General features: G+C 69.5%; 14 protein-coding genes. 11 read left to right on the forward strand and 3 right to left on the reverse strand.

The window, feature by feature from the left end; all coding sequences use genetic code 11:
* The first annotated feature begins 7 nt into the window (after nucleotides 1–7).
* From murD to ACQ859_RS08590, 11 genes are all read left to right on the forward strand, one after another.
* Nucleotides 8–1,999 (forward strand): UDP-N-acetylmuramoyl-L-alanine--D-glutamate ligase, encoded by a 1,992-nt coding sequence (gene murD, locus ACQ859_RS08540; RefSeq protein ID WP_431265422.1) that lies wholly within the window; start codon nucleotides 8–10, stop codon nucleotides 1,997–1,999.
* Complete coding sequence (gene ftsW, locus ACQ859_RS08545; RefSeq protein ID WP_431265423.1) at nucleotides 1,996–3,279, forward strand: putative lipid II flippase FtsW; 1,284 nt, start codon at nucleotides 1,996–1,998, stop codon at nucleotides 3,277–3,279. The genes murD and ftsW overlap by 4 nt, the downstream gene beginning before the upstream one ends.
* The gene (murG, locus tag ACQ859_RS08550) at nucleotides 3,276–4,385 is read left to right on the forward strand and encodes an undecaprenyldiphospho-muramoylpentapeptide beta-N-acetylglucosaminyltransferase (protein ID WP_431265424.1); all 1,110 of its coding nucleotides are present in this window, start codon (nucleotides 3,276–3,278) and stop codon (nucleotides 4,383–4,385) included. The genes ftsW and murG overlap by 4 nt, the downstream gene beginning before the upstream one ends.
* A complete protein-coding gene (gene murC, locus ACQ859_RS08555) occupies nucleotides 4,382–5,842 on the forward strand; it encodes a UDP-N-acetylmuramate--L-alanine ligase (RefSeq protein ID WP_431265425.1) in 1,461 nt (486 codons plus the stop codon). Before murG ends, murC begins: the two co-directional genes overlap by 4 nt.
* A complete protein-coding gene (locus tag ACQ859_RS08560; RefSeq protein ID WP_431265426.1) occupies nucleotides 5,839–6,864 on the forward strand; it encodes a D-alanine--D-alanine ligase in 1,026 nt (341 codons plus the stop codon). Before murC ends, ACQ859_RS08560 begins: the two co-directional genes overlap by 4 nt.
* Before the next feature lie 52 nt (nucleotides 6,865–6,916).
* Nucleotides 6,917–7,753, forward strand: a complete 837-nt coding sequence (locus tag ACQ859_RS08565; protein WP_431258926.1) for a cell division protein FtsQ/DivIB — start codon at nucleotides 6,917–6,919, stop codon at nucleotides 7,751–7,753.
* Nucleotides 7,754–7,761: 8 nt separating this feature from the next.
* On the forward strand, nucleotides 7,762–8,991 hold the full coding sequence (gene ftsA, locus ACQ859_RS08570) for a cell division protein FtsA (protein WP_431258925.1): 1,230 nt from the start codon (nucleotides 7,762–7,764) through the stop codon (nucleotides 8,989–8,991).
* Between the two features lie 123 nt (nucleotides 8,992–9,114).
* Entirely contained in the window at nucleotides 9,115–10,350 is a 1,236-nt protein-coding gene (gene ftsZ, locus ACQ859_RS08575; RefSeq protein ID WP_088406129.1) for a cell division protein FtsZ, read from the forward strand.
* 349 nt (nucleotides 10,351–10,699) lie between these two features.
* Complete coding sequence (locus ACQ859_RS08580; RefSeq protein WP_431265427.1) at nucleotides 10,700–12,799, forward strand: ATP-binding protein; 2,100 nt, start codon at nucleotides 10,700–10,702, stop codon at nucleotides 12,797–12,799.
* 24 nt (nucleotides 12,800–12,823) lie between these two features.
* Complete coding sequence (gene lpxC, locus ACQ859_RS08585; RefSeq protein WP_431265428.1) at nucleotides 12,824–13,759, forward strand: UDP-3-O-acyl-N-acetylglucosamine deacetylase; 936 nt, start codon at nucleotides 12,824–12,826, stop codon at nucleotides 13,757–13,759.
* Nucleotides 13,760–13,778: 19 nt separating this feature from the next.
* Complete coding sequence (locus tag ACQ859_RS08590; RefSeq protein WP_431265429.1) at nucleotides 13,779–13,964, forward strand: hypothetical protein; 186 nt, start codon at nucleotides 13,779–13,781, stop codon at nucleotides 13,962–13,964.
* A 105-nt stretch (nucleotides 13,965–14,069) separates the two neighbouring features.
* Here ACQ859_RS08590 and ACQ859_RS08595 read toward each other — a convergent pair whose 3' ends face one another.
* The 3 genes from ACQ859_RS08595 to ACQ859_RS08605 all read right to left on the reverse strand — a co-directional run bounded on the left by ACQ859_RS08595 (nucleotide 14,070) and on the right by ACQ859_RS08605 (nucleotide 20,696).
* Nucleotides 14,070–17,027: a PKD domain-containing protein gene (locus ACQ859_RS08595; protein WP_431265430.1), complete on the reverse strand. Its 2,958-nt coding sequence runs from the start codon at nucleotides 17,025–17,027 to the stop codon at nucleotides 14,070–14,072.
* A gap of 149 nt (nucleotides 17,028–17,176) precedes the next feature.
* Nucleotides 17,177–18,952: an ABC transporter ATP-binding protein gene (locus ACQ859_RS08600; RefSeq protein WP_431265431.1), complete on the reverse strand. Its 1,776-nt coding sequence runs from the start codon at nucleotides 18,950–18,952 to the stop codon at nucleotides 17,177–17,179.
* Nucleotides 18,939–20,696, reverse strand: a complete 1,758-nt coding sequence (locus tag ACQ859_RS08605) for an ABC transporter ATP-binding protein (RefSeq protein WP_431265432.1) — start codon at nucleotides 20,694–20,696, stop codon at nucleotides 18,939–18,941. The genes ACQ859_RS08600 and ACQ859_RS08605 overlap by 14 nt, the downstream gene beginning before the upstream one ends.
* Between the last annotated feature and the right edge of the window lie 62 nt (nucleotides 20,697–20,758).

A 20,758-nucleotide genomic window follows, 5' to 3' on the forward strand; every position in this document is an offset into this window, starting at 1 on the left:
AACGACGATGTCCTCCCTCCACTTCCCGGCGCTCTTCCAGGACCGGCACGCGTTCGTGCTGGGCCTGGGCGATTCCGGGCTCGCGATGGCGGCCTGGGCCGCGCGCCTGGGCGCGCGCGTCACCGTCTGGGACAGTCGCGAGCAGCCGCCGCAACTGGCCGCGCTGCGCGAGCGCCTGCCGGAGGCCGCGTTCGAGCACGGCGGGTTCTCGCCGGCACTGCTGGCCACGATCGACCACAGCTGGGTGCTGCTGAAGAGCCCCGGCCTGTCGCCGCTGGACGCGCGGCTGAAGCCGCTGTTCGAGCGCGCCGAGGAGATCGGCCTGCGCGTGCGCGGCGAGCTGGAGCTGTTCGCGCAGGCGCTGGCGGAACTCAAGACGCTCTATCGCTACGAACCGGGCGTGCTGGCGATCACCGGCACCAACGGCAAGACGACGACGACCAGCATGACCGCACTGCTGGTCGAGCGCGCCGGCCGCCGCGTCGCGATGGCGGGCAACATCGGTCCGACGCTGCTGGGGACCCTGAGCGACGCGCTCGACAGGGAGCCGATGCCGCAGCCGAAGGAGGACGAGGTCGCCGCCGACATCGCCGCCGAGGCCGATGCGGCCGACGCCGCGGATGAAGCCGTCGTCGACCTGGCCGTGGAGTCCGTGGTGTCGGTGGAGTCCGGCACGACCGTGGCCATCGAGGACGTCGGCGACGTGCCCGAGGTGCCGAATGCCGACGTGCTGCTGGAGTCCTTTGACGCGAACGAGATCGAGCCGGCCGACACCGCCGATTCCACCGTGCCGGTCGAGGCTGTCGAGGCCGCCGAGTCCGTTGAATCGGTTGAATCGGTTGAACCTGCGGCGCAGTCCGCTGCTGCGCAGGCATCGACCGATGACCGCACCGCGCTGGAGACCGTGGCCGAGCTGCTCGACGAACAACCGCTGCCGATCAAGCCGCCACCGCCCAAGCCGGCCGAGTTCGAGGTGCTGCCGCAGGTCTGGGTGCTGGAGCTGTCGAGCTTCCAGCTGGACGGCGTGAAGGGCTTCGAGCCGAGCGCCGGCGCGGTGCTGAACATCACGCAAGACCACCTGGATTGGCACGGCGACATGCCGGCCTACGCGCGCGCCAAGGGCCGCGTCTTCGGCGAGCACGGCGTGCTGGTGATCAACCGCGACGACCCGGAGGTCGAAGCGCTGGTGCCCGCGCCGATCACGGTGAAGCAAGGCCGCGGCCGCCCGGCGAAAGTCGTGGAACGCAACGTCGTCCGCTTCGGCCTCGACGCACCGCGCCGTCCGGGCGATTTCGGTCTGCTGGTCGAGAACGGCATGGCGTGGCTGGTCCGTGCCCGTGAACAGGAAGAAGAACTCAAGGGCCTGAAGCGCCGCAAGGATGACGAGGAAGAACTCATCATCCAGCGCCTGATGCCCGCCGACGCGCTGCGCGTGCGCGGCCGCCACAACGCCGCGAATGCGCTGGCGGCGCTGGCGCTCGCCACGTCCATCGACTGCCCGCTGGCGCCGATGCTGCATGGCCTGCGCGAGTACCACGGCGAGCCGCACCGCGTCGAGTTCGTCACCTCGATCAAGGGCGTCGATTTCTACGACGACTCCAAGGGCACCAACGTCGGCGCGACCGTCGCCGCCGTGATGGGCCTGGGCGCCGACCGTGCGCCGGCCAAGCTGGTGATGATCCTGGGCGGCGACGGCAAGGGGCAGGACTTCTCCCCGCTGGCCACGCCGATCGCGCTGCATGCCCGCGCGGTGGCGCTGATCGGCCGCGACGCGCCGCAGATCGAAGCCGCGCTGCAGGACTGCGGCGTGGTGATGCATCGCCACGACTCGCTCGAGGCGGCGGCGCACTGGTCGCTCGCGCAGGCGCAATCCGGTGACAGCGTGCTGCTGAGCCCGGCCTGCGCCAGCCTGGACATGTTCCGCAATTACGCCCATCGCGCCGAGGTGTTCATCGCCACCGTGCGCGAGATGGCGGAAGACGAGGGCCTCATCGGATGAGCGCCACGTCCTTCTTCGAGACCATCAGCGAGCGCGTCCGCGCGCTGGCCTCGCGCCGTCCGTCCGCCGCGGGCGCCGGCGGCGCGGGCAGCGTCGACGTGCCGGTGCGCGACTGGGTGTCCACCTCGGCCGGCCAGCCCACGCGTCTGCTCGGCTTCGACCTGACGCTGATCTGGGTGGTGCTGGCGCTGCTGGCGCTGGGCCTGCTGATGGTCTATTCGGCGTCCATCGCGCTGCCGGACAACCCCAAGTTCGCGAAGTACCAGCCGATGCACTTCTTCGTGCGTCAGAGCCTGTTCATCGTGATCGGCCTGCTGGCCGGCTGGATCACCGTGATGGTGCCGGTGAGCTTCTGGGAACGTCACGCGCCCAAGCTCTTCGTCGTCGCGCTGGCGCTGCTGATGATCGTGCTGATCCCGCACGTCGGCAAGGGCGTCAACGGCGCGCGCCGCTGGCTGCCGCTGGGCGTCATGAACTTCCAGCCCTCCGAGCTGGCCAAGCTGGCCATCGCGATGTACGCGGCCAACTACATGGTCCGCAAGATGGAGGTGAAGGAGAACTTCGTCCGCGCCGTGTGGCCGATGGCCGCCGCGCTGGCCTTCACCGGCATGCTGCTGCTGGCCGAGCCGGACATGGGCGCCTTCATGGTCATCGCGGCCATCGCGATGGGCATCCTGTTCCTGGGCGGCGTCAACGGCCGCATGTTCTTCCTCAGCGTCGCGGTGCTGATCGGCGCCTTCGTGCTGATGATCACCTTCAGCGACTTCCGCCGCGAACGGATCTTCGCCTACCTGAACCCGTGGGACGAGAAGTACGCGCAGGGCAAGGCCTACCAGCTGACGCATTCGCTGATCGCCTTCGGCCGCGGCGAGTTCTTCGGCCAGGGCCTGGGCTCCAGCCTCGAGAAGCTGCATTACCTGCCCGAGGCCCACACCGACTTCCTGCTCGCCGTCATCGGCGAGGAGCTCGGCTTCATCGGCGTGGCCATCGTGATCTTCGCGTTCTTCTGGCTGTCGCGCCGGCTGTTCCACATCGGCCGCCAGGCCGTCGCGCTGGATCGCGTCTTCGCCGGTCTCTATGCGCAGGGCATCGGCATCTGGATGGGCGGTCAGGCCTTCATCAACATGGGCGTCAACCTCGGCGCGCTGCCGACCAAGGGTCTGACGCTGCCGCTGATGAGCTACGGCGGCTCGGCCACCGTCCTCAACTGCGTGGCACTGGCGATCTGCTTGCGAATCGATATCGAGAACAGACAACTGATGCGAGGGGGCCGCGCATGAGCACGCGTCACCTCGTCGTGATGGCAGCCGGTACCGGCGGTCATGTGATTCCGGGACTGGCCGTCGCTGCGGAGATGCAGCGCCGCGGCTGGACCGTGTCCTGGCTCGGCACCGAGGCGGGCATGGAGAACAAGCTCGTGCCTCCATCCGGACTGCCGATGGACCGCCTGTCCTTCGCCGGCCTGCGCGGCAAGGGCCTGAAGCATTCGCTGCTGGGCGTCGTGCGCATGTTCAAGGCGCTCGGCCAGAGCGCGCACGTCTTCAGCGCGCGCAAGGCCGACGCGGTGCTCGGCATGGGCGGCTACGTCTGCTTCCCCGGCGGCCTGATGGCCTGGGTGATGCGCCGTCCGCTGATGCTGGTGAACGCCGACGCGGCGCTGCTGCTGTCCAACAAGGCGCTGGCGCCGGTCGCGAAGAAGATCGCCTTCGGCTTCGACGGCCTCGCCGCCGCGCAGCAGAAGAAGAGCGTCGTCACCGGCAATCCGGTCCGCGTCGAGATCGAGGACCTGCCCGCGCCCGAGCTGCGCTTCGCCGATCGCACCGGCCCGTTGAAGGTGCTCGTGGTCGGCGGCTCGCTGGGCGCGCGCGCGATCAACGACGTGCTGCCGCAGACGCTCGCGCTGTGGGACGAGCATCAGCGCCCACTGGTCACGCACCAGACGGGTGAGGCGAACTTCCCGCTCGTGCAGGCCGCCTACGCGAAGGCCGGCGTGCAGGCTGAAGTCGTTCCCTTCATCAACGACATGGCGCAGCGCCTGGCCGACGCCGACGTGGTGATCTGCCGCGCCGGCGCGGTGACGGTGTCCGAGCTGTGCGCCGCCGGTGTCGCCAGTCTCCTGGTGCCGCTGGTCGTCAGCACGACCTCGCACCAGCGCGACAACGCGCAGTACATGGCGCAGCACGGTGCCGGCACGCACCTGCCGCAGGGCGAGCTGAGCGCTCAGGCGCTGTTCGACCTGCTGCAGCAGCCGCGCGAACACTGGCTGGCGATGGCGTCCAAGGCACGCTCGCTGGCGCGTCCGCGCGCGGCAGGCCGCGTGGCCGACGAGCTGGAAGCGCTCGTGAATGCACGGGACGCCAAGTCCACCCATGGAGCGCGCGCATGAAACACGCCCTCCAGCGCATCCACTTCACCGGCATCGGCGGTGCCGGCATGAGCGGCATCGCCGAACTGCTGGCGGCACAGGGTTACCGCGTCAGCGGCTCCGACCAGGGCGAGAGCGACACCACGCGCCGCCTGCGCACGCTCGGTGTCGACGTGATGATCGGCCACGCGGCCGAGCACGTCGGCGCGGCGCAGGTGCTGGTGAAGTCCAGCGCGATCAAGGCCGACAACCCCGAGCTGATGGCCGCCCACCAGCACGGCATCCCGGTGCTGCTGCGCGCGCAGATGCTGGCCGAGCTGATGCGCCCGCGCCTGGGCATCGCCGTCGCCGGCACGCACGGCAAGACGACGACGACCTCGCTGCTGACGACGGTGATGCAGCAGGCGGGACTTGATCCGAGCTACGCGATCGGCGGACAGCTGCTGGCCGCGGGCGCCAACGCGGCACTGGGCGGCGGGCTGCACATGGTCGTCGAGGCGGACGAATCCGACGCCTCCTTCCTGCACCTGCTGCCGCAGCTGGCGATCGTCACCAACATCGACGCCGACCACATGGACACCTACGGGCACGACATGGCCCGTCTGCGTCAGGCCTTCGTCGACTTCCTGCACCGGATGCCCTTCTGGGGCGCGGCGGTGCTGTGCGGCGACGACGCGGGCGTGCGCAGCATCGTGCCGATGCTGTCGCGGCCGGTGATCCTGTACGGACTCGAAGACGGCAACGCCGTGCGCGCGACCGACGTCGCGGCCGAGGCGGGCGGCGGCATGCGCTTCGTCGCGATGCGTCGCGATCGCCAGGGCCGTGAGCTGCCGCCGCTGAAGGTGCTGCTGCGCCTGAACGGCCAGCACAACGTGCTGAACGCGTTGTCGGTGATCGCGATGGCGATGGAGCTGGGCGTCGACGACGCCGCGCTGTTGCAAGGCCTGGCGAACTTCGGCGGCGTGGGCCGTCGCTTCCAGTCCTACGGCGAGCTGCCGGTGATGAACGCAGGGGCGAGCGCCGATGCGGCATCGGCCGACGCGGCAGGCACTGGCACCGCACTGCTCATCGACGACTATGGCCATCACCCCGTCGAGATGCAGGCCGTGCTGAAGGCCGCGCGCGGCGCGTACCCGGGCCGCCGGCTGGTGCTGGCCTTCCAGCCGCACCGCTACACGCGCACCCGCGACTGCTTCGAGGAATTCGCCGACGTCCTGGCGCAGGCCGACGGCGTGCTGCTGACCGAGATCTATGCCGCCAGCGAGTCCCCGCTGCCCGGCATCAGCGGCGAAAGCCTGGCGCGCGCGGTGACCGACCGCGGCACCGCGGCGGGCTTCGTCGGCGACTGGCAGGGACTGCCGCAGGCGATCGCCCACCAGGCGCGCGCCGGCGATGTGGTGATCGTGATGGGGGCCGGCTCGATCGCCGCCGTCCCCGCGCGCACCGTTGAACTCATGACGAAGGGAGGCCGCGCATGACCACGGACCTCAACAACTCCTCGGCACCTTCGGCGCCGTCCGCGCTGTATCAGCACCTGGCCATCGATCGCATCGATGCGAAGTCGCTCGGCAAGGTCGCCGTGCTTTTCGGCGGCGACTCCGCCGAACGCGAGGTCTCGCTGATGTCGGGCAGCGGCGTGCTGGCCGCGCTGCAGTCGGAAGGCGTCGACGCGCATGCCTTCGACCCGGGCCAGCGCAACCTGCTCGAGCTGAAAGCCGAAGGGTTCCAGCGCGCCTTCATCGCGCTGCACGGCCGCCACGGCGAGGACGGCACGGTGCAGGGCGCGCTCGAACTGATGGGCATCCCGTACACCGGTTCCGGCGTGATGGCCTCGGCCATCGCGATGGACAAGATCACCACCAAGCGCGTCTGGCTGGCCGACAAGTTGTCGACGCCGCGCTGGGTCAGCCTCAAGCGCGGCGAGCTGCAGCGCGAGCGCGTCCGCGTCGTGCCGGATGAGCTCGGCCTGCCGATCTTCGTCAAGCCGCCGCACGAGGGGTCCTCCATCGGGGCGAGCAAGGTGATGGGCTATTCCGACATGCAGGAAGCCGTCGAACTCGCCGCGAAGTACGACGCCGAAGTGTTGTGCGAGGAATTCGTCGACGGCGCCGAGCTGACCTGCCCGGTGCTGGGCGAGGGCGCCGACGCGATCGCGCTGCCGGTCATCGAGATCCGCGCCGAGGGCGGCAACTACGACTACCAGAACAAGTACTTCACCGACACGACCCAGTATCTGGTCGGTCAGTTGCCGGCCGACGAGCAGGCCCGCGTGCAGGACCTGGTCCTCGCCGCCTACCGTTCGCTGGGCGCGCGCGGCTGGGGCCGCGTCGACGTGATGCGCCGCAAGTCCGACGGTCAGCTGTTCCTGCTGGAGATCAATACCTCGCCGGGCATGACCTCCCATTCCCTGGTGCCGAAGGCGGCCGCCGCCGTTGGCATCTCCTATCCGAAGCTGTGCCTGTATCTCCTGTCGCAATCGCGGCTGGACAGCCAGGCCTGAGTCGGCCCTCGACGACCCCGCAGACACGCGCACGAGACCCCGAGCCACCGCCATGGGCGCCACCTTCACCCACACCGCCAGCCCGCTGCCGCCGGACATCCGCGTGATGAACGGCGTGGCCGGCCTGCTGCTGGCCATCGTGGCGCTGGCCGCGGGGGCGGTGGGTCTGCATTGGCTGGCGAGACAACCGGCGTTCTCGATCAAGTCGATCACGGTCGAGGGCGACGTGAGCCGCAACAGCAGCGCGTCGCTGCGCGCGAACGCGCTGCCCCGGCTGAGCGGCAATTTCCTGACGATGAACCTGCAGCAGGCGCGCGCCGCCTTCGAGGCGGTGCCCTGGGTGCGTCACGCCACGGTGCGCCGCGTCTGGCCGCTGCACCTGATCGTCGCGCTCGAGGAGCACCGGCCCGCCGCCTACTGGGAAACCAAGGCCGACAACGCCGACGCCGACAGCGAGGCGGTCGTCGATACCCGGCTGGTCAACAGTTTCGGCGAGGTTTTCGAGGCCAATCTCGGCGACGTCGAGGACGAGGACCTGCCCACGCTGGCCGGTCCCGCCAAATCCTCGGCGGCGATGCTGGCGATGTGGCGGCAACTCGATCCGCTGACCCACGGAAAACTGGACGAGGGCGTCGCCCGGCTGGATTTGTCGGGTCGCGGCTCCTGGAAGGCCACCCTGGAAAAGGGCGCCGTCGTGGAACTCGGCCGCGGCAGCGAGGCCGAGGTCGTCGCCCGGTATGGCCAATTCATCGCCAGCATTCCCCAGATCACCGCCCGCTACCGCACCGCGCTGGTATCGGCGGACCTCCGCCACGAATCCGGATATGCGGTCCGGCTCGCGGGCGTGACGACGGTTACCACTGCGCCCAAGGGCGCCAAGAAGAATTGAGGACAGGCATGGCCAAGGAATACAAGGATTTGGTCGTCGGGTTGGACATCGGCACCGCCAAGATCATGGCGGTGGTGGCCGAGGTGATGGGGGACGGCCAATTGCGCATCGCCGGTCTGGGCGTCGCGCCGAGTCACGGTCTCAAGCGCGGCGTCGTGGTCAATATCGACGCCACCGTCCAGTCCATCCAGCAGGCCCTGAAAGAGGCCGAAATGATGGCCGACTGCCGGATCTCGAGGGTTTATACCGGGATTACCGGCAGTCATATCCGCGGCCAGAACTCGACCGGGATGGTCATCGTGCGGGACAAGGAAGTCACGCCGGTGGATGTCGCCCGGGTGGTGGAAACCGCCAAGGCCATCAATATCCCGAACGACCAGCGCCTGCTTTTGGTGGAGCCGCAGGAATTCGTCATCGACGGCCATGAGGTGAAAGAGCCGATCGGCATGAGCGGCGGCCGCCTGGAGGTCAAGGTCCACATCGTGACCGGCGCCCAGAGCGCCGCAGAGAACATCGTCAAGTGCGTGCGCCGCTGCGGGCTGGAGGTCGAGCAACTCGTCCTGAATCCTAGCGCTTCCAGTTTGGCAGCACTAACTTCCGACGAGCGCGACCTGGGCGTGGCGCTGGTCGACATCGGCGCCGGCACCACCGACGTGGCGATTTTCACCGGCGGTTCCATCCGCCATACCGCGGTGATTCCGATCGCCGGCGACCTGATTACCAGCGATATCGCGATGGCGCTGCGCACCCCGACCAAGGATGCGGAGGAAATCAAGGTCGAGCACGGCGTGGCCAAGCAATTGCTGGCGGATCCGTCGGATCAGGTGGAAGTGCCGGGTTTGGGCGACCGGGCACCCCGCATGCTCTCCAAGCAGGCTTTGGCCGGGGTCATCGAACCTCGGGTCGAGGAAATCTTCTCGCTGGTCCACCAGGTCATCCGGGAATCCGGCTATGAAGAGCTGCTGTCGTCGGGAATCGTCCTGTCGGGCGGGTCCTCGGTGATGCCGGGGATGGTGGAACTGGCCGAGGATATTTTCCTGAAACCGGTACGTCGGGGAAATCCGACCTACAACGGCGCGTTGTTCGACATGGTGGCGAATCCCCGTTCGGCCACCGTGATGGGATTGTTGGAGGAAGCGCGGCTGTCGCGCACACGGGGATTCAAGGCGGCGCAGCAGGCGGGGTCCGTGAAGACCTTGTTCGGTCGCGCCAAGGACTGGTTCCTGGGGAATTTCTAAGAAGCTGGCACTGACCGGCTCACGCTTTCTTTACGACGTTTGAGGGTTTTGCCCCCTAAAAAAGGGTGGATCCCACTTCTATTTTGCTGATGGCAACTGCACAATATGGACAGGAGGTTTGATATGGCGATCGAGATGATCGAAGAGTTTGATCAAGGCACCCAGATCAAGGTGATCGGCGTGGGCGGCGGCGGCGGCAACGCGGTCGAGCACATGATCAGCCAAGGTGTCCAGGGCGTGGAATTCATCGTGGCCAACACGGATGCCCAAGCCCTGAATCGCTCCAAGGCCGATCAACTCCTGCAACTGGGCCATACCGGCCTGGGCGCCGGCGCGAAACCCGAGGTCGGCAAAACCGCCGCCGAGGAAGCCGAGGCGCGCATCCGCGAATCCATCACCGGCGCGCACATGCTGTTCATCACCGCCGGCATGGGCGGCGGGACCGGCACCGGCGCGGCGCCCGTGATCGCCCGCGTGGCCAAGGAAATGGGCATCCTGACCGTCGGCGTGGTCACCAAGCCGTTCGAGTTCGAAGGCAACCGCCGCGGCAAGGCCGCGGACCTGGGCCTGCAGGAACTCGAGGCCAACGTGGACTCGCTGATCGTCGTGCTGAACGACAAGCTGCTGGAAGTGCTGGGCGACGACGTCACCCAGGACCAGGCCTTCGCGCACGCCAACGACGTGCTGAAGAACGCGGTCGGCGGTATCTCCGACATCATCCACATGCCGGGTCTGGTCAACGTCGACTTCGAAGACGTGAAGACCGTGATGAGCGAGCCGGGCAAGGCGATGATGGGCACGGCCGTGGCGGCCGGTCCGGACCGCGCGTCCAAGGCCGCGGAAGGCGCCGTCGCCTGCCCGCTGCTGGAAGGCATCGATCTGTCCGGCGCACGCGGCGTGCTGGTGCTGATCGCGGCGAGCCGCAACAACTTCAAGCTGGCCGAGAGCCGCAACGCGATGACCGCGATCAAGCGCTACGCCGCTGAAGACGCGCACATCATCTACGGCACGGCCTACGACGAATCGCTGGGTGACCAGCTGCGCGTCACCGTGATCGCGACCGGCCTGAGCCAGCGCGCCGCGGCGCGCCAGCAGCCGCAGCTGGTCGTGCAGCAGCCGCAGCTGCGCACCGGCACCGACAACATGCCGGTGCTGACGCAGCCGGTGGTGATGCCGGGTTCGGCCGCCGCGCAGGGTTCGCCGGCCGCTGCGCCGATGTCGGCCTCCGACTTCGGCGGCATGAGCGTGCCCAGCGTCTGGCGCCATGGCCGCACCGCCGCGGCCAAGGTCGAGGCGCTGTCGTCCAACGGCATGGACGAGATCGAGATCCCGGCCTTCCTGCGCAAGCAGGCGGACTGAGACCGACCTCCCTCGAACGCCATCAGCTTCAAGGCCGTGTCCCGCAAGGGCCACGGCCTTTTTCGTCCCAGCAGCCGCCACAGCCGCCAGTTGGGCGCCCCGCGTCGTTGCAAATCCTCGCCATAGCTGGGCTATGGCTGCGGTTTGCGCCTAGCGGTGCATCCCAACCGGTGGCTGCGGCAGCTGCTGGGCGCCCGCATTCAAGGGGCCTTTGTTGCAATTCAAGGCTCGTCCCGGACTGTGAACTTCGGCACACTGGCGCGCGATCACAAGACAGAGCGGATGCATGGTCCAGGGTGAGGTTGGGGAAACGTCGTCGGCCGCGCGCGCGCCTCGGGCGCGAGCGTGGGTGCGACGTCCGTCCACGCCGCTGCTGATCGCGCTGCTGGCCAGCCTGGTGCTGGCGCTGTTCGCGCTGGCGCCCGACGTGGGGCGCGCGCAGGGCGGTCAGCCCGCGCATGCGACCGGCGCGGCACCGCATGCGCAGGTCCTGCAGGCGTCGCCGCTCGGACCGGCGCGGCCGGTGCCCGAGGTCGCTCCGCCCGCCGGCGCGCAGCGCGCGATCGCGGCGGAGGTCGCCACCAGCGACTGGACGCCGGATCAGCTGAAGGCCTGGTGGCGCGCGCTGCGCGTCATGGACGGCGCGGACGGCGCGCTGCCGCAGGGGTTGTTGCCGCCGGCGGATCCGACGGCGTGGCAGCGGGTCGAGCTGCCCGAGGTGCAGCAGCGCGACGCCACCAGCAACACCGGCGATGCGCGCTTCCAGATGCGCTGGTACCGCGTCCGCTACGCCGCGCCGAACGGCCGCTGGCCGACCAGCGTCGCGCTCTACATGCCGCGGCTGGTGGCGCTGGCGGCGGCGGTGCTGGTGAAGACCGACGACGGCTGGCGGCCTGTCTTCGACAACCAGTCCGGCGCGCGCGAGCAATGGGTGCGGCCGCTGTGGGTGGTGCTGCCGGCCGCGCTGACCGAGATCCAGCAGGCGCGCGAGATCGAGGTCGTCATCGCGGTGCCGGTGATGCAGTCCGGCTACTACTCGGTGTCCAGCGTGTGGCTGGGCGCGCGCGAGGACCTGGAGCCGCGCCATGACCGGCGCTGGGTGCTGCAGATCGGCGTGCCTCAGGCGACCGGGCTGACGCTGGTGACGCTGGGACTGTTCGCGCTCGTGCTGTGGATCAAGCGCCGCGAGGATTCCTCCTACCTGCTGTTCTCGCTGGCCACCGTCGCGTGGCTGGTTCGCAACCTGCACTACCACCTGGACCTGCCGCGCACGCGCGACGCGCTCGAATGGTTCTGGTGGGTCACGCACGCGTCGATGTCGTGGGTGATGCTGCTGACCTTCCTCTTCGCGCTGCGGTTCGCGCGGCAGCGTTTCGCCCGCTTCGAGAAGGGCGTTGCGCTCTTCGTCCTGATCTCCAGCCTGTCGTCGGTGCCGCTGTGGGGCAACGGTTTCGACGCCCTGGTGCTGCTGCATATCTGCAACGCGGTCGTCGGCCTGGCGGGCACGGGGTTCGTCGCCAGCGTGGCCTGGCGCCAGGGCACGCGCGAGCTGCGTGTGATGGCGGGCGCGCTGGTGATCGGCGTCGCGCTGGGCGTGCACGACCTGGGCCTGCTCGCGGGCTGGTGGTGGCCGGAGCACATCTACCTGATGCCCTTCGCGACGCTGGTGATCCTGGCGAGCTTCCTGTACGCGGTGCAGTTCCGCTACATCGAGGCGCTGCGCGGCGTGGAGCGCGCCAACGGGGAACTCGCCCAGCGGCTGCAGGAGCAGAGCATCGAGCTGAGCGCGCAGCACGACAAGCTGCGCGAGGTCGAGCGCCAGCAGGCGCTGCTGCTGGAGCGGCAGCGGATCATGCAGGACATGCACGACGGGCTGGGTTCGTCGCTGCTGTCGGCGATGGTGGCGGTGGAGCAGGGCACGATGCCGCAGGAGCAGGTCGTGACCGTGCTGCGCGAGTGCGTGGACGATCTCCGGCTGGTGATCGACTCGCTGGAGCCGGTGGGCCACGACATCGTGTCGCTGCTGGCGACGATGCGCTACCGGCTGGGCAAGCGGTTGCAGCTGGGCGGGCTCAAGCTCGAATGGGACGTGCACGACCTGCCGCCGCTGGAGTGGCTGGAGCCGCCCGATGCGCTGCACGTGCTGCGGCTGATGCAGGAGGCGCTGACGAACGCGCTCAAGCATGCGCGGGCGTCGCGGGTGCGGGTGGTCACGCGCGACCTCGGCAAGCGCGTCGAGATCCGCGTCGAGGACGACGGCGAGGGCTTCGATGTCGCCTCGATCGCGCAGGGCCGCGGGTTGCGCGGGCTGCAGCGGCGCGCGAAGGTGCTGGGTGGCTCCTTGCGGGTCGACAGCAGCCCGGGGCACGGCACGGTGGTGACCTTGCGGCTGCCGGTGGCGGTGGCCGACCACGTGGCCGTGATCCAGGCCAGTGCCCAGCAGGGTTGACCCCGTTTTGGGACAATGCGCCTCATGATCAAGCAACGCACCATCAAATCGCTGACCCGCGCGGTCGGGGTCGGCATCCACAGCGGCCAGAAGGTGGAGATCACGCTGCGGCCGGCGGCGCCGGGCACCGGCATCGTGTTCCGGCGCGTCGACCTGGCCCAGCCGGTCGACATCCCGGTGAACACGCACAGCGTCTGCGACACGCGCATGGCCACGACGATCAGCCCGCAGGGCGATCCGGGCCTGCCCAAGGTGCAGACGATCGAGCATCTGCTGTCGGCCTGCGCCGGGCTGGGGCTGGACAACCTGCTGATCGACATCAACGCGGACGAGGTCCCGGTGCTGGACGGCTCGGCGGCGAGCTACGTCTTCCTGCTGCAGTCGGCGGGCATCGAGCTGCAGAACGCGCCCAAGCAGTTCCTGCGGGTGAAGAAGCCCGTGGAGGTGCGCAAGGGCGAGGGCAAGAGCCTGATGTGGGCGAAGCTGACGCCGCACCACGGCTACACGCTGAGCTTCCAGATCGAGTTCGACAACCCGGCGGTGTCGGCGACGGGGCAGCAGTACGTGTTCGACATGGGCAGCGGCCAGTACAAGCGCGAGATCGCGCGGGCGCGCACCTTCGGCATGACCAAGGACATCGAGCTGATGCGTTCGCGCGGCCTGACGCTGGGCGGCAGCATGGACAACGCGATCGTCGTCGACGACTACCGCGTGCTGAACGCCGAGGGCCTGCGCTACGACGACGAGTTCGTGAAGCACAAGATCCTGGACGCGATCGGCGACATGCAGGTCGTGGGACATCCGCTGCTGGCGGCGTACACCTCGTTCAAGGGCGGGCACGCGCTGAACAACCTGCTGCTGCGCGAGCTGCTGTCGGACGCCGAGGCCTACGAGATCGTCACCTTCGAGGACGAGCGCGAGGCGCCGGTGGGCTTCGCCGAGCTGGCGCCGGCGTGGTGAGCGCGGCGGGTCGCTGAAGGTGCTGGTCTTCCGTCTCGTCTTCGCGCTGCTGCTGGCCGCCGGCCTGCTGTGCTTCGCCGTCTACATCGGCACCCGACAGCCGATCTGGCGTCGCCGCGGCATCCTGCTCATCAAGCGGACTGTGATCGCCGGCATCGGCTTCTTCGCGGTGCTGATCCTGGAGCGGCTGGTGCTGCTGGTGTGAGCGCCGGTGGCTGATTGCCGCGGAGTGCATCGCGACGCCTGAATGAAGAAGGGCCGCCGGAGTGATCCGGCGGCCCTTTGTCATGGCGCTGCCTGTATCGGCGCGTCAGCGCGCGACCACGTAGTAGCTGGTGCCGGAGGACCGCGGCGTGGTGCCGCCGGTCTGCAGCAGCAGCACGTGGCGACCCGCGGTGCTGTGGAACACCCGCAGCAGGCGGCTCTGCTGGCCGCCGATGACCGGCGCGGGCAGCGGCGCGGCGTCGGGCAGGAAGAGCCCGGTCGTGAAGCGCTTGTAGGTGGTGGGCAGGTCGTAGGCGCCGCCGTACCACCAGCCGCTGCCGTACTGCATCGTCGTGGGCTCCACGACCAGCGATTCTCCGGTCGCCGCGAAGTTGCTGAAGCTGACGACGCCGTTCACGACACCGTTGAGCGCGCCGGCGTACTGCCGGTCCGCAGTACGGAAATAACGTCCGTTGGTCGAGACCACCACATCCTGGATTTCCGTCAGGGACAACGGGGCCTCGGCGTAGTAGGTGTTGTTCTGCGGGACGCTGCTGGGAGGCGGAGGCACCGTGGCCGGTGTCGGCGAGCGGTAGGAGAAGCCGGTGACGCCCGGCGAGGACATGCTATCCACCGAAAAGACGCGGTTCAGTCGACCTGCCACGACGCCGCCGCGGCTGCTGCCCACGTCGTAGCTGACGGAGGCGTAGTCGTGGTCGATCACGTAGGCGCCCGTGTAGCCGTTGATCGTGATCAGCAGGGAGTTCGCGCCGCCGGCGAGCAGCATGATGAACCCCTCGTCGTCCACGAGCGCCTCGTACTGGCTGCCTCCGGTATGCGAGGTCCGGATCGCCGTGAGCGTGACCAGGTCGACCAGGGTGACGAGGCCGCCCTGGTGGATCACCGCTGCCAGACGCCCGTTCGGGCTCACGCTGAAATTGAACGGCGGGGCGGGCAGCGCGATCGTCTGCACCGAGCCGCTGAAGGGATCCACGACGCGCAAGGCGTCGGGCGACGCGGTCGACAGGACCAGCTTGTCGAGCGAAGCGCTGTAGTGCGCCTCGAGCGGCGTGAAGGCCAGCGTCGCGCTGGCGCCGATGGCGGGAATCACGTTGAGCTCGACCGTGGCGCTGGCGCTCTGCTGGCCGTTGGACACGGTGACGGTGGCCGCGTACTGGCCGGCGACGTCCGGCACCAGGTTCAGCGCGGCCTGGCTGGGGGTCGGGATCGTGGCACTGCTGCCGGCCGGCCGGACGTCGAGCGTCCACTGATAGCTCAGGCTTCCGCCGTCGCGGTCGAAGCTCAGCGCGCCGGTGGCGCGTGCCGTGTCGCCGGTGACCATGGTCACGCGGGCGCGATCGACCAGGGCCACCGGGCCGCGAGGGCCGACGTTCAACTGGATCGTGCGTTCCGAATAGGCGCCCGCGGTGTCCGTCACCCGCAGGCGGATGACGAAGGTCCCATCCCGGTCCACGGTCAGGCTCGGGTTGACGGCGCTGCTCGAAGACAGGGCGGCGGTGCTGCCTGCGGGCCGGCTGTCGATCGTCCACAGATAGGTCAGCGGATCGCCGTCGGCATCGACGCTGTTGCCGCCGCGCAGCGTGATCTGGGTGCCGCTGGCCAGGTTCTGCACGGGCGCGGCGGGAAGCGCCTGCGGCGTCGAGTTGGTGCCGATCTCGGCGACCGGGCGGCGATTGCCCACGCGCACGGTGATGACCTTGCTGCTGCGCGCGCCCAGGGCGTCGGTGACGGTCAGGTAGACGACATAGTCGCCGAGCGTGTCAGGCAGCAGGTTGATCGACGCGCCCGTCGTGGCCGAGAGCGCGGTCGCGCTGCCTGCCGGTCGGCTGGTCAGGTTCCAGGTCCGGCCGGTGATGTTGTTGTCGGGGTCGGTCGAGTTGCTGCTGTCCAGCTGGGCCATGTAGCCCACCGTGCCGTCCAGCGTCACCGGCGCGGTGAACTGCTCGCTGACGAGGATGGAGTTGACCATCACCGGCAGGGGCGCGCGGTTGTCGGCGACGAAGACATGCGTGTTCACGAAGCTGGCGCCGCGCGAGTCGGTGCCGGTGACCTTGACCTTGTAGGTGCCCGCGAGATCGGTGCCGAGGAAGATGCGTCGGTTGTCCGGTGCCATGACCGCGGCGCTGCCCGCCGGCTTGCCCACCAGTTCAAAGCGCAGGTCCGCCAGCCGTCCGTCCGAGCCCATGCTCCCGGAAGCGTCGACGACGATCGTGGCGCCGACGGTGATGCTGCGCGGCGGCTCTTCGGTCGGTACCGGCTTGAATTCGGTCTGCACCGTGACGGTGGGCGTAGGCGCGCGGTGGTCGGCGGAGATCGAGTAGGTGGTCTCGAAGCTGGCGCGGCCGTCGCTGCCGATCACCTTGACCCGGTAGAGGCCGCCCAGGTCGGCCTCGAGCCTCGCCTGCTTGCCGTCGACGGTCAGTCGGGCGGCGCTGCCGTCGGGCCGGCTCGTCAGTTCGAAGCGGATGGAGACGGGGTGTCCGTCCGGATCGCTGCTTTGCGCCGCGTCGAACAGCGCCGTGCCGCCGATGCTCATGGACTGCTGGGGCAGCTCGGTCGGCACTGCCGTGAAGACCGGGGTGACCACGACGTTGCCCGAGGGCGCACGGTTGTCCACGTTGATGGACACCTGCTGCGTCATGACGCCTCCCCGGCCATCGGTGAGCTTGAGCGCGACCGTGTAGACGCCCATCACATCCGGTCGGAACTGGAGCGCGCGCGCTTGCGTGTCGGTCAGCGTCACCTGGCTGCCGGTCGGCTTGGCCACGAGGCTCCATTCCTGGCTGAGCGGATCGCCGTCGGGATCGGTGCTGCTTCCGGAGTCCAGACGCACGAGCCCGCCCAGGGTCGCGGCCAGTCCCGCGGCGCCGTCGGCAGCGGGCCGCACATCGCCGCCGCCCAGAATGCTGGCGCGCGGTGGATTGTTGGTCGCCACCGGCGTGACCGGCGTCGAGCCGCCGCCGCCGCCGCCGCAGGCGCTCAGCGCGGACAAGACAACGGCGGACAGCAGGACGCGACGCGCCCCGCGAAGGAATCGATGCATGAGGAGAACTCCCTGGAAGCCGCAGGATCTGACGTCCAGGGCGCGCGGATTCTAGGGAATCGGGCGCCACTCGCCCGTGCCTCAACGCTGTTCTGATCCCTCATTCGAGGAGGGTCAGTTCATGCCTGTGCGATGTGCGACCCGTCGGGTCACTCCTCCAAGGCCTGCAGCTGCACCAGTCGCTGGTAGATCCCGCCGTCGACCGCCATCAGCTCGTCGTGCGTGCCGCGCTCGTCCAGATGGCCGTGGTTCAACACCACGATCTGGTCGGCCTCGCGGATGGTCGAGAGCCGGTGCGCGATCGCGATCACCGTGACCCGGCCCCGCAGCGCGCGCAGCGCCTCGCCGACCTGCGCCTCCGTGGCGCTGTCGATGTTGGCCGTCGCCTCGTCCAGCAGCAGGATGCGCGGATCGCCGGCCAGTGCGCGGGCCAGCGCGATCAGCTGCTTCTGCCCCGTCGACACCGCCAGCCCGCCGTCGCCCAGCCGGCTGTCGTAACCCTGCGGCAGGGCGCTGAGGAACTCATGCGCGCGCGAGGCGCGGGCGGCCGCCTCGATCTTCTCGTCGGAAATCGCTCGCCCCATGCGGATGTTCTCGCGCACGCTGCCGGCGATCAGGTAAGGCTCCTGCGGCACCAAGCCCAGTGCAGCGTGGAAGGTCTCGTCGGGCAACTGGTCCAGCGGCTGGCCGTCGATCAGGATGCGGCCCTGCTGCGGCTGGTAGAAGCGCAGCAGCAGCGCCAGCAGAGTCGATTTTCCCGAGCCCGTGTGACCCGCGATGCCGACGAAGCTGCCGGCCGGGATGTCGAGGTCCAGGTCGCGCAGCACCGGTTGCTCCGGCTTGTACGCGAACTGCAGGTGTTCGAAGCGGATCGCGCCCGCGCCGACGACGAGGTCCGGCCGATACGAGCGCGGCTCGCTGGGTTCGCGCAGCAGCGCGCGCACGCGCGACGCCGCGACCAGCGCCTGCTGCAGCTGGCTGAACTGCATCGTGATCTGGATCAGGGGCTCGACGACGCGCGCGATGTAGGCAAGGAACGCGTACAGCAGGCCGACCTCGATGCCGGACACCTCGCGCAGCCCGAAGCCGTAGATCACCGTGACGATCAGCAGCACGTTGAGCAGGTCCAGCGCCGGACGCAGCAGCCAGGCGTTGGCGCGCAGCTCCTGCACGCGCGCCTCCAGCTGCGCGCGGTTGGCGGTCTCGTAGCGCGCCGCGAAGCGCTGCGCCGCGCCGGCCGACTGCAGCATCGCCATCCCGGCCATGCTCTCGGCCATCTGGGCGTTGAGCTCGGCGCGCAGCGCGCGGGCCCGCTGCACCGGGCCGCTGCTGGCGCGCTGGTAGAGCCAGATGATCCCGGAGCTGGCCGGCACCAGCGCCAGAACGATCAGCATCAACCGCCAGTCCAGCCACGCCATCGCGACCAGCGCGCCGGCCACGACGATGGTCGAGTCCAGCATCACGAACAGCACCTGCCGGTACAGGTTGTTGACCGCGTCGGTGTCGTTGGTGATGCGGCTCAGCAGCTGTCCGGTGATGCTGCGGTCGAAGAAGGCCATCGGCTGCGCGAGCACGTGCGCATAGACCTGCTCGCGCAGGCGCAGCACCGACCGCCGCGCGACCGAGGCCATGCGGCGCAGCTGCGCGTAGCGCAGCAGGCTCGCGGTCCAGCCCGCGAGCAGCATCGCGCCCAGCAGCAGCGCCATCGAGCCCAGCTCGAAATTCCGCGGCAGCACGTGCGCGTCGATGAAGTGCTTGCCCAGGATCGGGCCGATCGCCTCGAGCGACGCGGCGACGACCAGCCAGCCCAGGCCCTTCAGCAGCCCGCGGCGCTCCGGCGCGGCGGCCTGCGCCAGCAGCGCCAGCGCCTCGCGCGGGGAGTGGTCGTTCTGAGCGCTTTGGGCGCTCTTCTCAGGCGGCGTCAAGGCTGGCCTCCAGTTGTTGATAGCGCCACTGGCCGGCGTACCAGCCGCCCAGCGCGAGGAGTTCGTCGTGACGGCCGCGCTCGACGATGCGGCCCTGCTTCAGCACCACGATCTCGTCGGCCTCCATCACTGCCGACAGCCGGTGGCTGACGACGGCGAGGCTGCGCTCGGGATGCCGCTGGCGCAGCGCGCGCCAGTGGTCGAGGATCTGCGTCTCGGTGCCGCTGTCGACGGCCGACAGCGCATCGTCCAGCAGCAGCACCGGCGCTTCGGCCAGCAGCGCCCGCGCGATCGCGATGCGCTGGCGCTGGCCGCCGGACAGCGTCACGCCGCGCTCGCCGACCAGCGTGTCGTAGGCCTGCGGCAGCCGCGTGATGTCGTCGTGCACGGCGGCGAGTTCCGCCACCGCGCGGATCTGCTCGCGCGTCGCATCCGGGCGCGCGAGGGCGATGTTGTCCGCGACCGACGCCGAGAACAGGAAGGGCTCCTGCGGCACCCAGGCCAGCGTGCGTCGCAGCGCGGCCAGGCGGATCTCCGGCGCGGGGATGCCGCCCAGCCGCACGGTGCCCGCGTCGGGCTCGTACTGCCGCAGCAGCAGGCGCAGCAGCGTCGACTTGCCCGAACCGGTCGCGCCGACGATGCCCAGCGTGCGGCCCGGCGGCAGCGTCAGGGCGATGTCCTCGAGCGTCGACTGCGCCATGCCGGGATAGCGGAAGGACACCTGGTCCCATGCGAGGTCGGCATGTGCCGGCACCTCGCGGGTGCCGGTGTCCACCAGACTGACCGGCGCGTCGAGCACCGGCTGCAGCCGTGACCAGGCCGCGCGACCGCGCTCCAGCAGCGACAGCACCCAGCCCGCCGCGAACATCGGCCAGATCAACTGGCCGAGGTACATCGTGAACGCGGTCAACTGGCCGATGCTGATGACGTCCGTGCCGACGAGCCAGGCCCCCACGCCCAGCGCGATCACCGTCGCCGCGCCGAGCGACAGGCCCACGGCCGGCTCGAACATCGCCTCCCAGCGTTGCGCCTGGTAGGCGGCGTCGCCGGCCTCGCGGGCGAGCTCGCCGAACTGCTCGCGGCTGCGACGCACAAGGCCCAGCGCCCGCACGGTACGCACCCCGGCAAGGCTGTCCTGCACCTGCTGGTTCAGCGTCGAGAAGCGCTTGAGCGAGTCGGCCGAGGCCACGTGGATCCGCGACGAGATGCGCCAGAACGCATAGGCCATGAGCGGGAAGGGCACGAGCGCGGCCAGGCCCAGACGCCAGTCGACGCTGATGGTCATCATCCCGAGCACGAGGACCAGCGTCAGCGAGCCGTCGAAGGCGGCGAGCAGCGCCTCGCCGGCGGCCATCTCGATGGCGTCGACGTCGTTGGTTGCCAGCGCCATCAGGTCGCCGGTGCGCTGCGCGTGGAAGAACGCGGGGCCCTGATTCGTCAGCTGCGCGTACAGCCGCATGCGCAGCTGCCGGCCGAGTTCGTAGGCGGTACGGAACAGCGCCAGGCGCCAGCCCACGCGCAGCAGGTAGATCGCGAGGCCGGCCAGCACGAGCAGGCCGAGCTGACCGATCAGGTGCCAGCCGGCGAGGCGGTGCGACACCAGCGCGTCGACGACGTGGCCGACCTGTCGCGGGATCCAGACCGTCAGGACGGCGATGGTGCTGAGCATCAGCGCGCTGGCCGCGTACGGCCGCCAATGGCCGCGGATGTGACCGAGGATCAGGCGTGAGAGGGACGACGACATGGCGGCGCATTGTGCCCGCCGGGTCCTGACCGCCGGAAGGTCAGGGCCATGGTCCGGGCGAG

The sequence above is a fragment of the Roseateles chitinivorans genome, assembly GCF_050632235.1.
Taxonomy (GTDB): domain Bacteria; phylum Pseudomonadota; class Gammaproteobacteria; order Burkholderiales; family Burkholderiaceae_C; genus Roseateles; species Roseateles chitinivorans_A.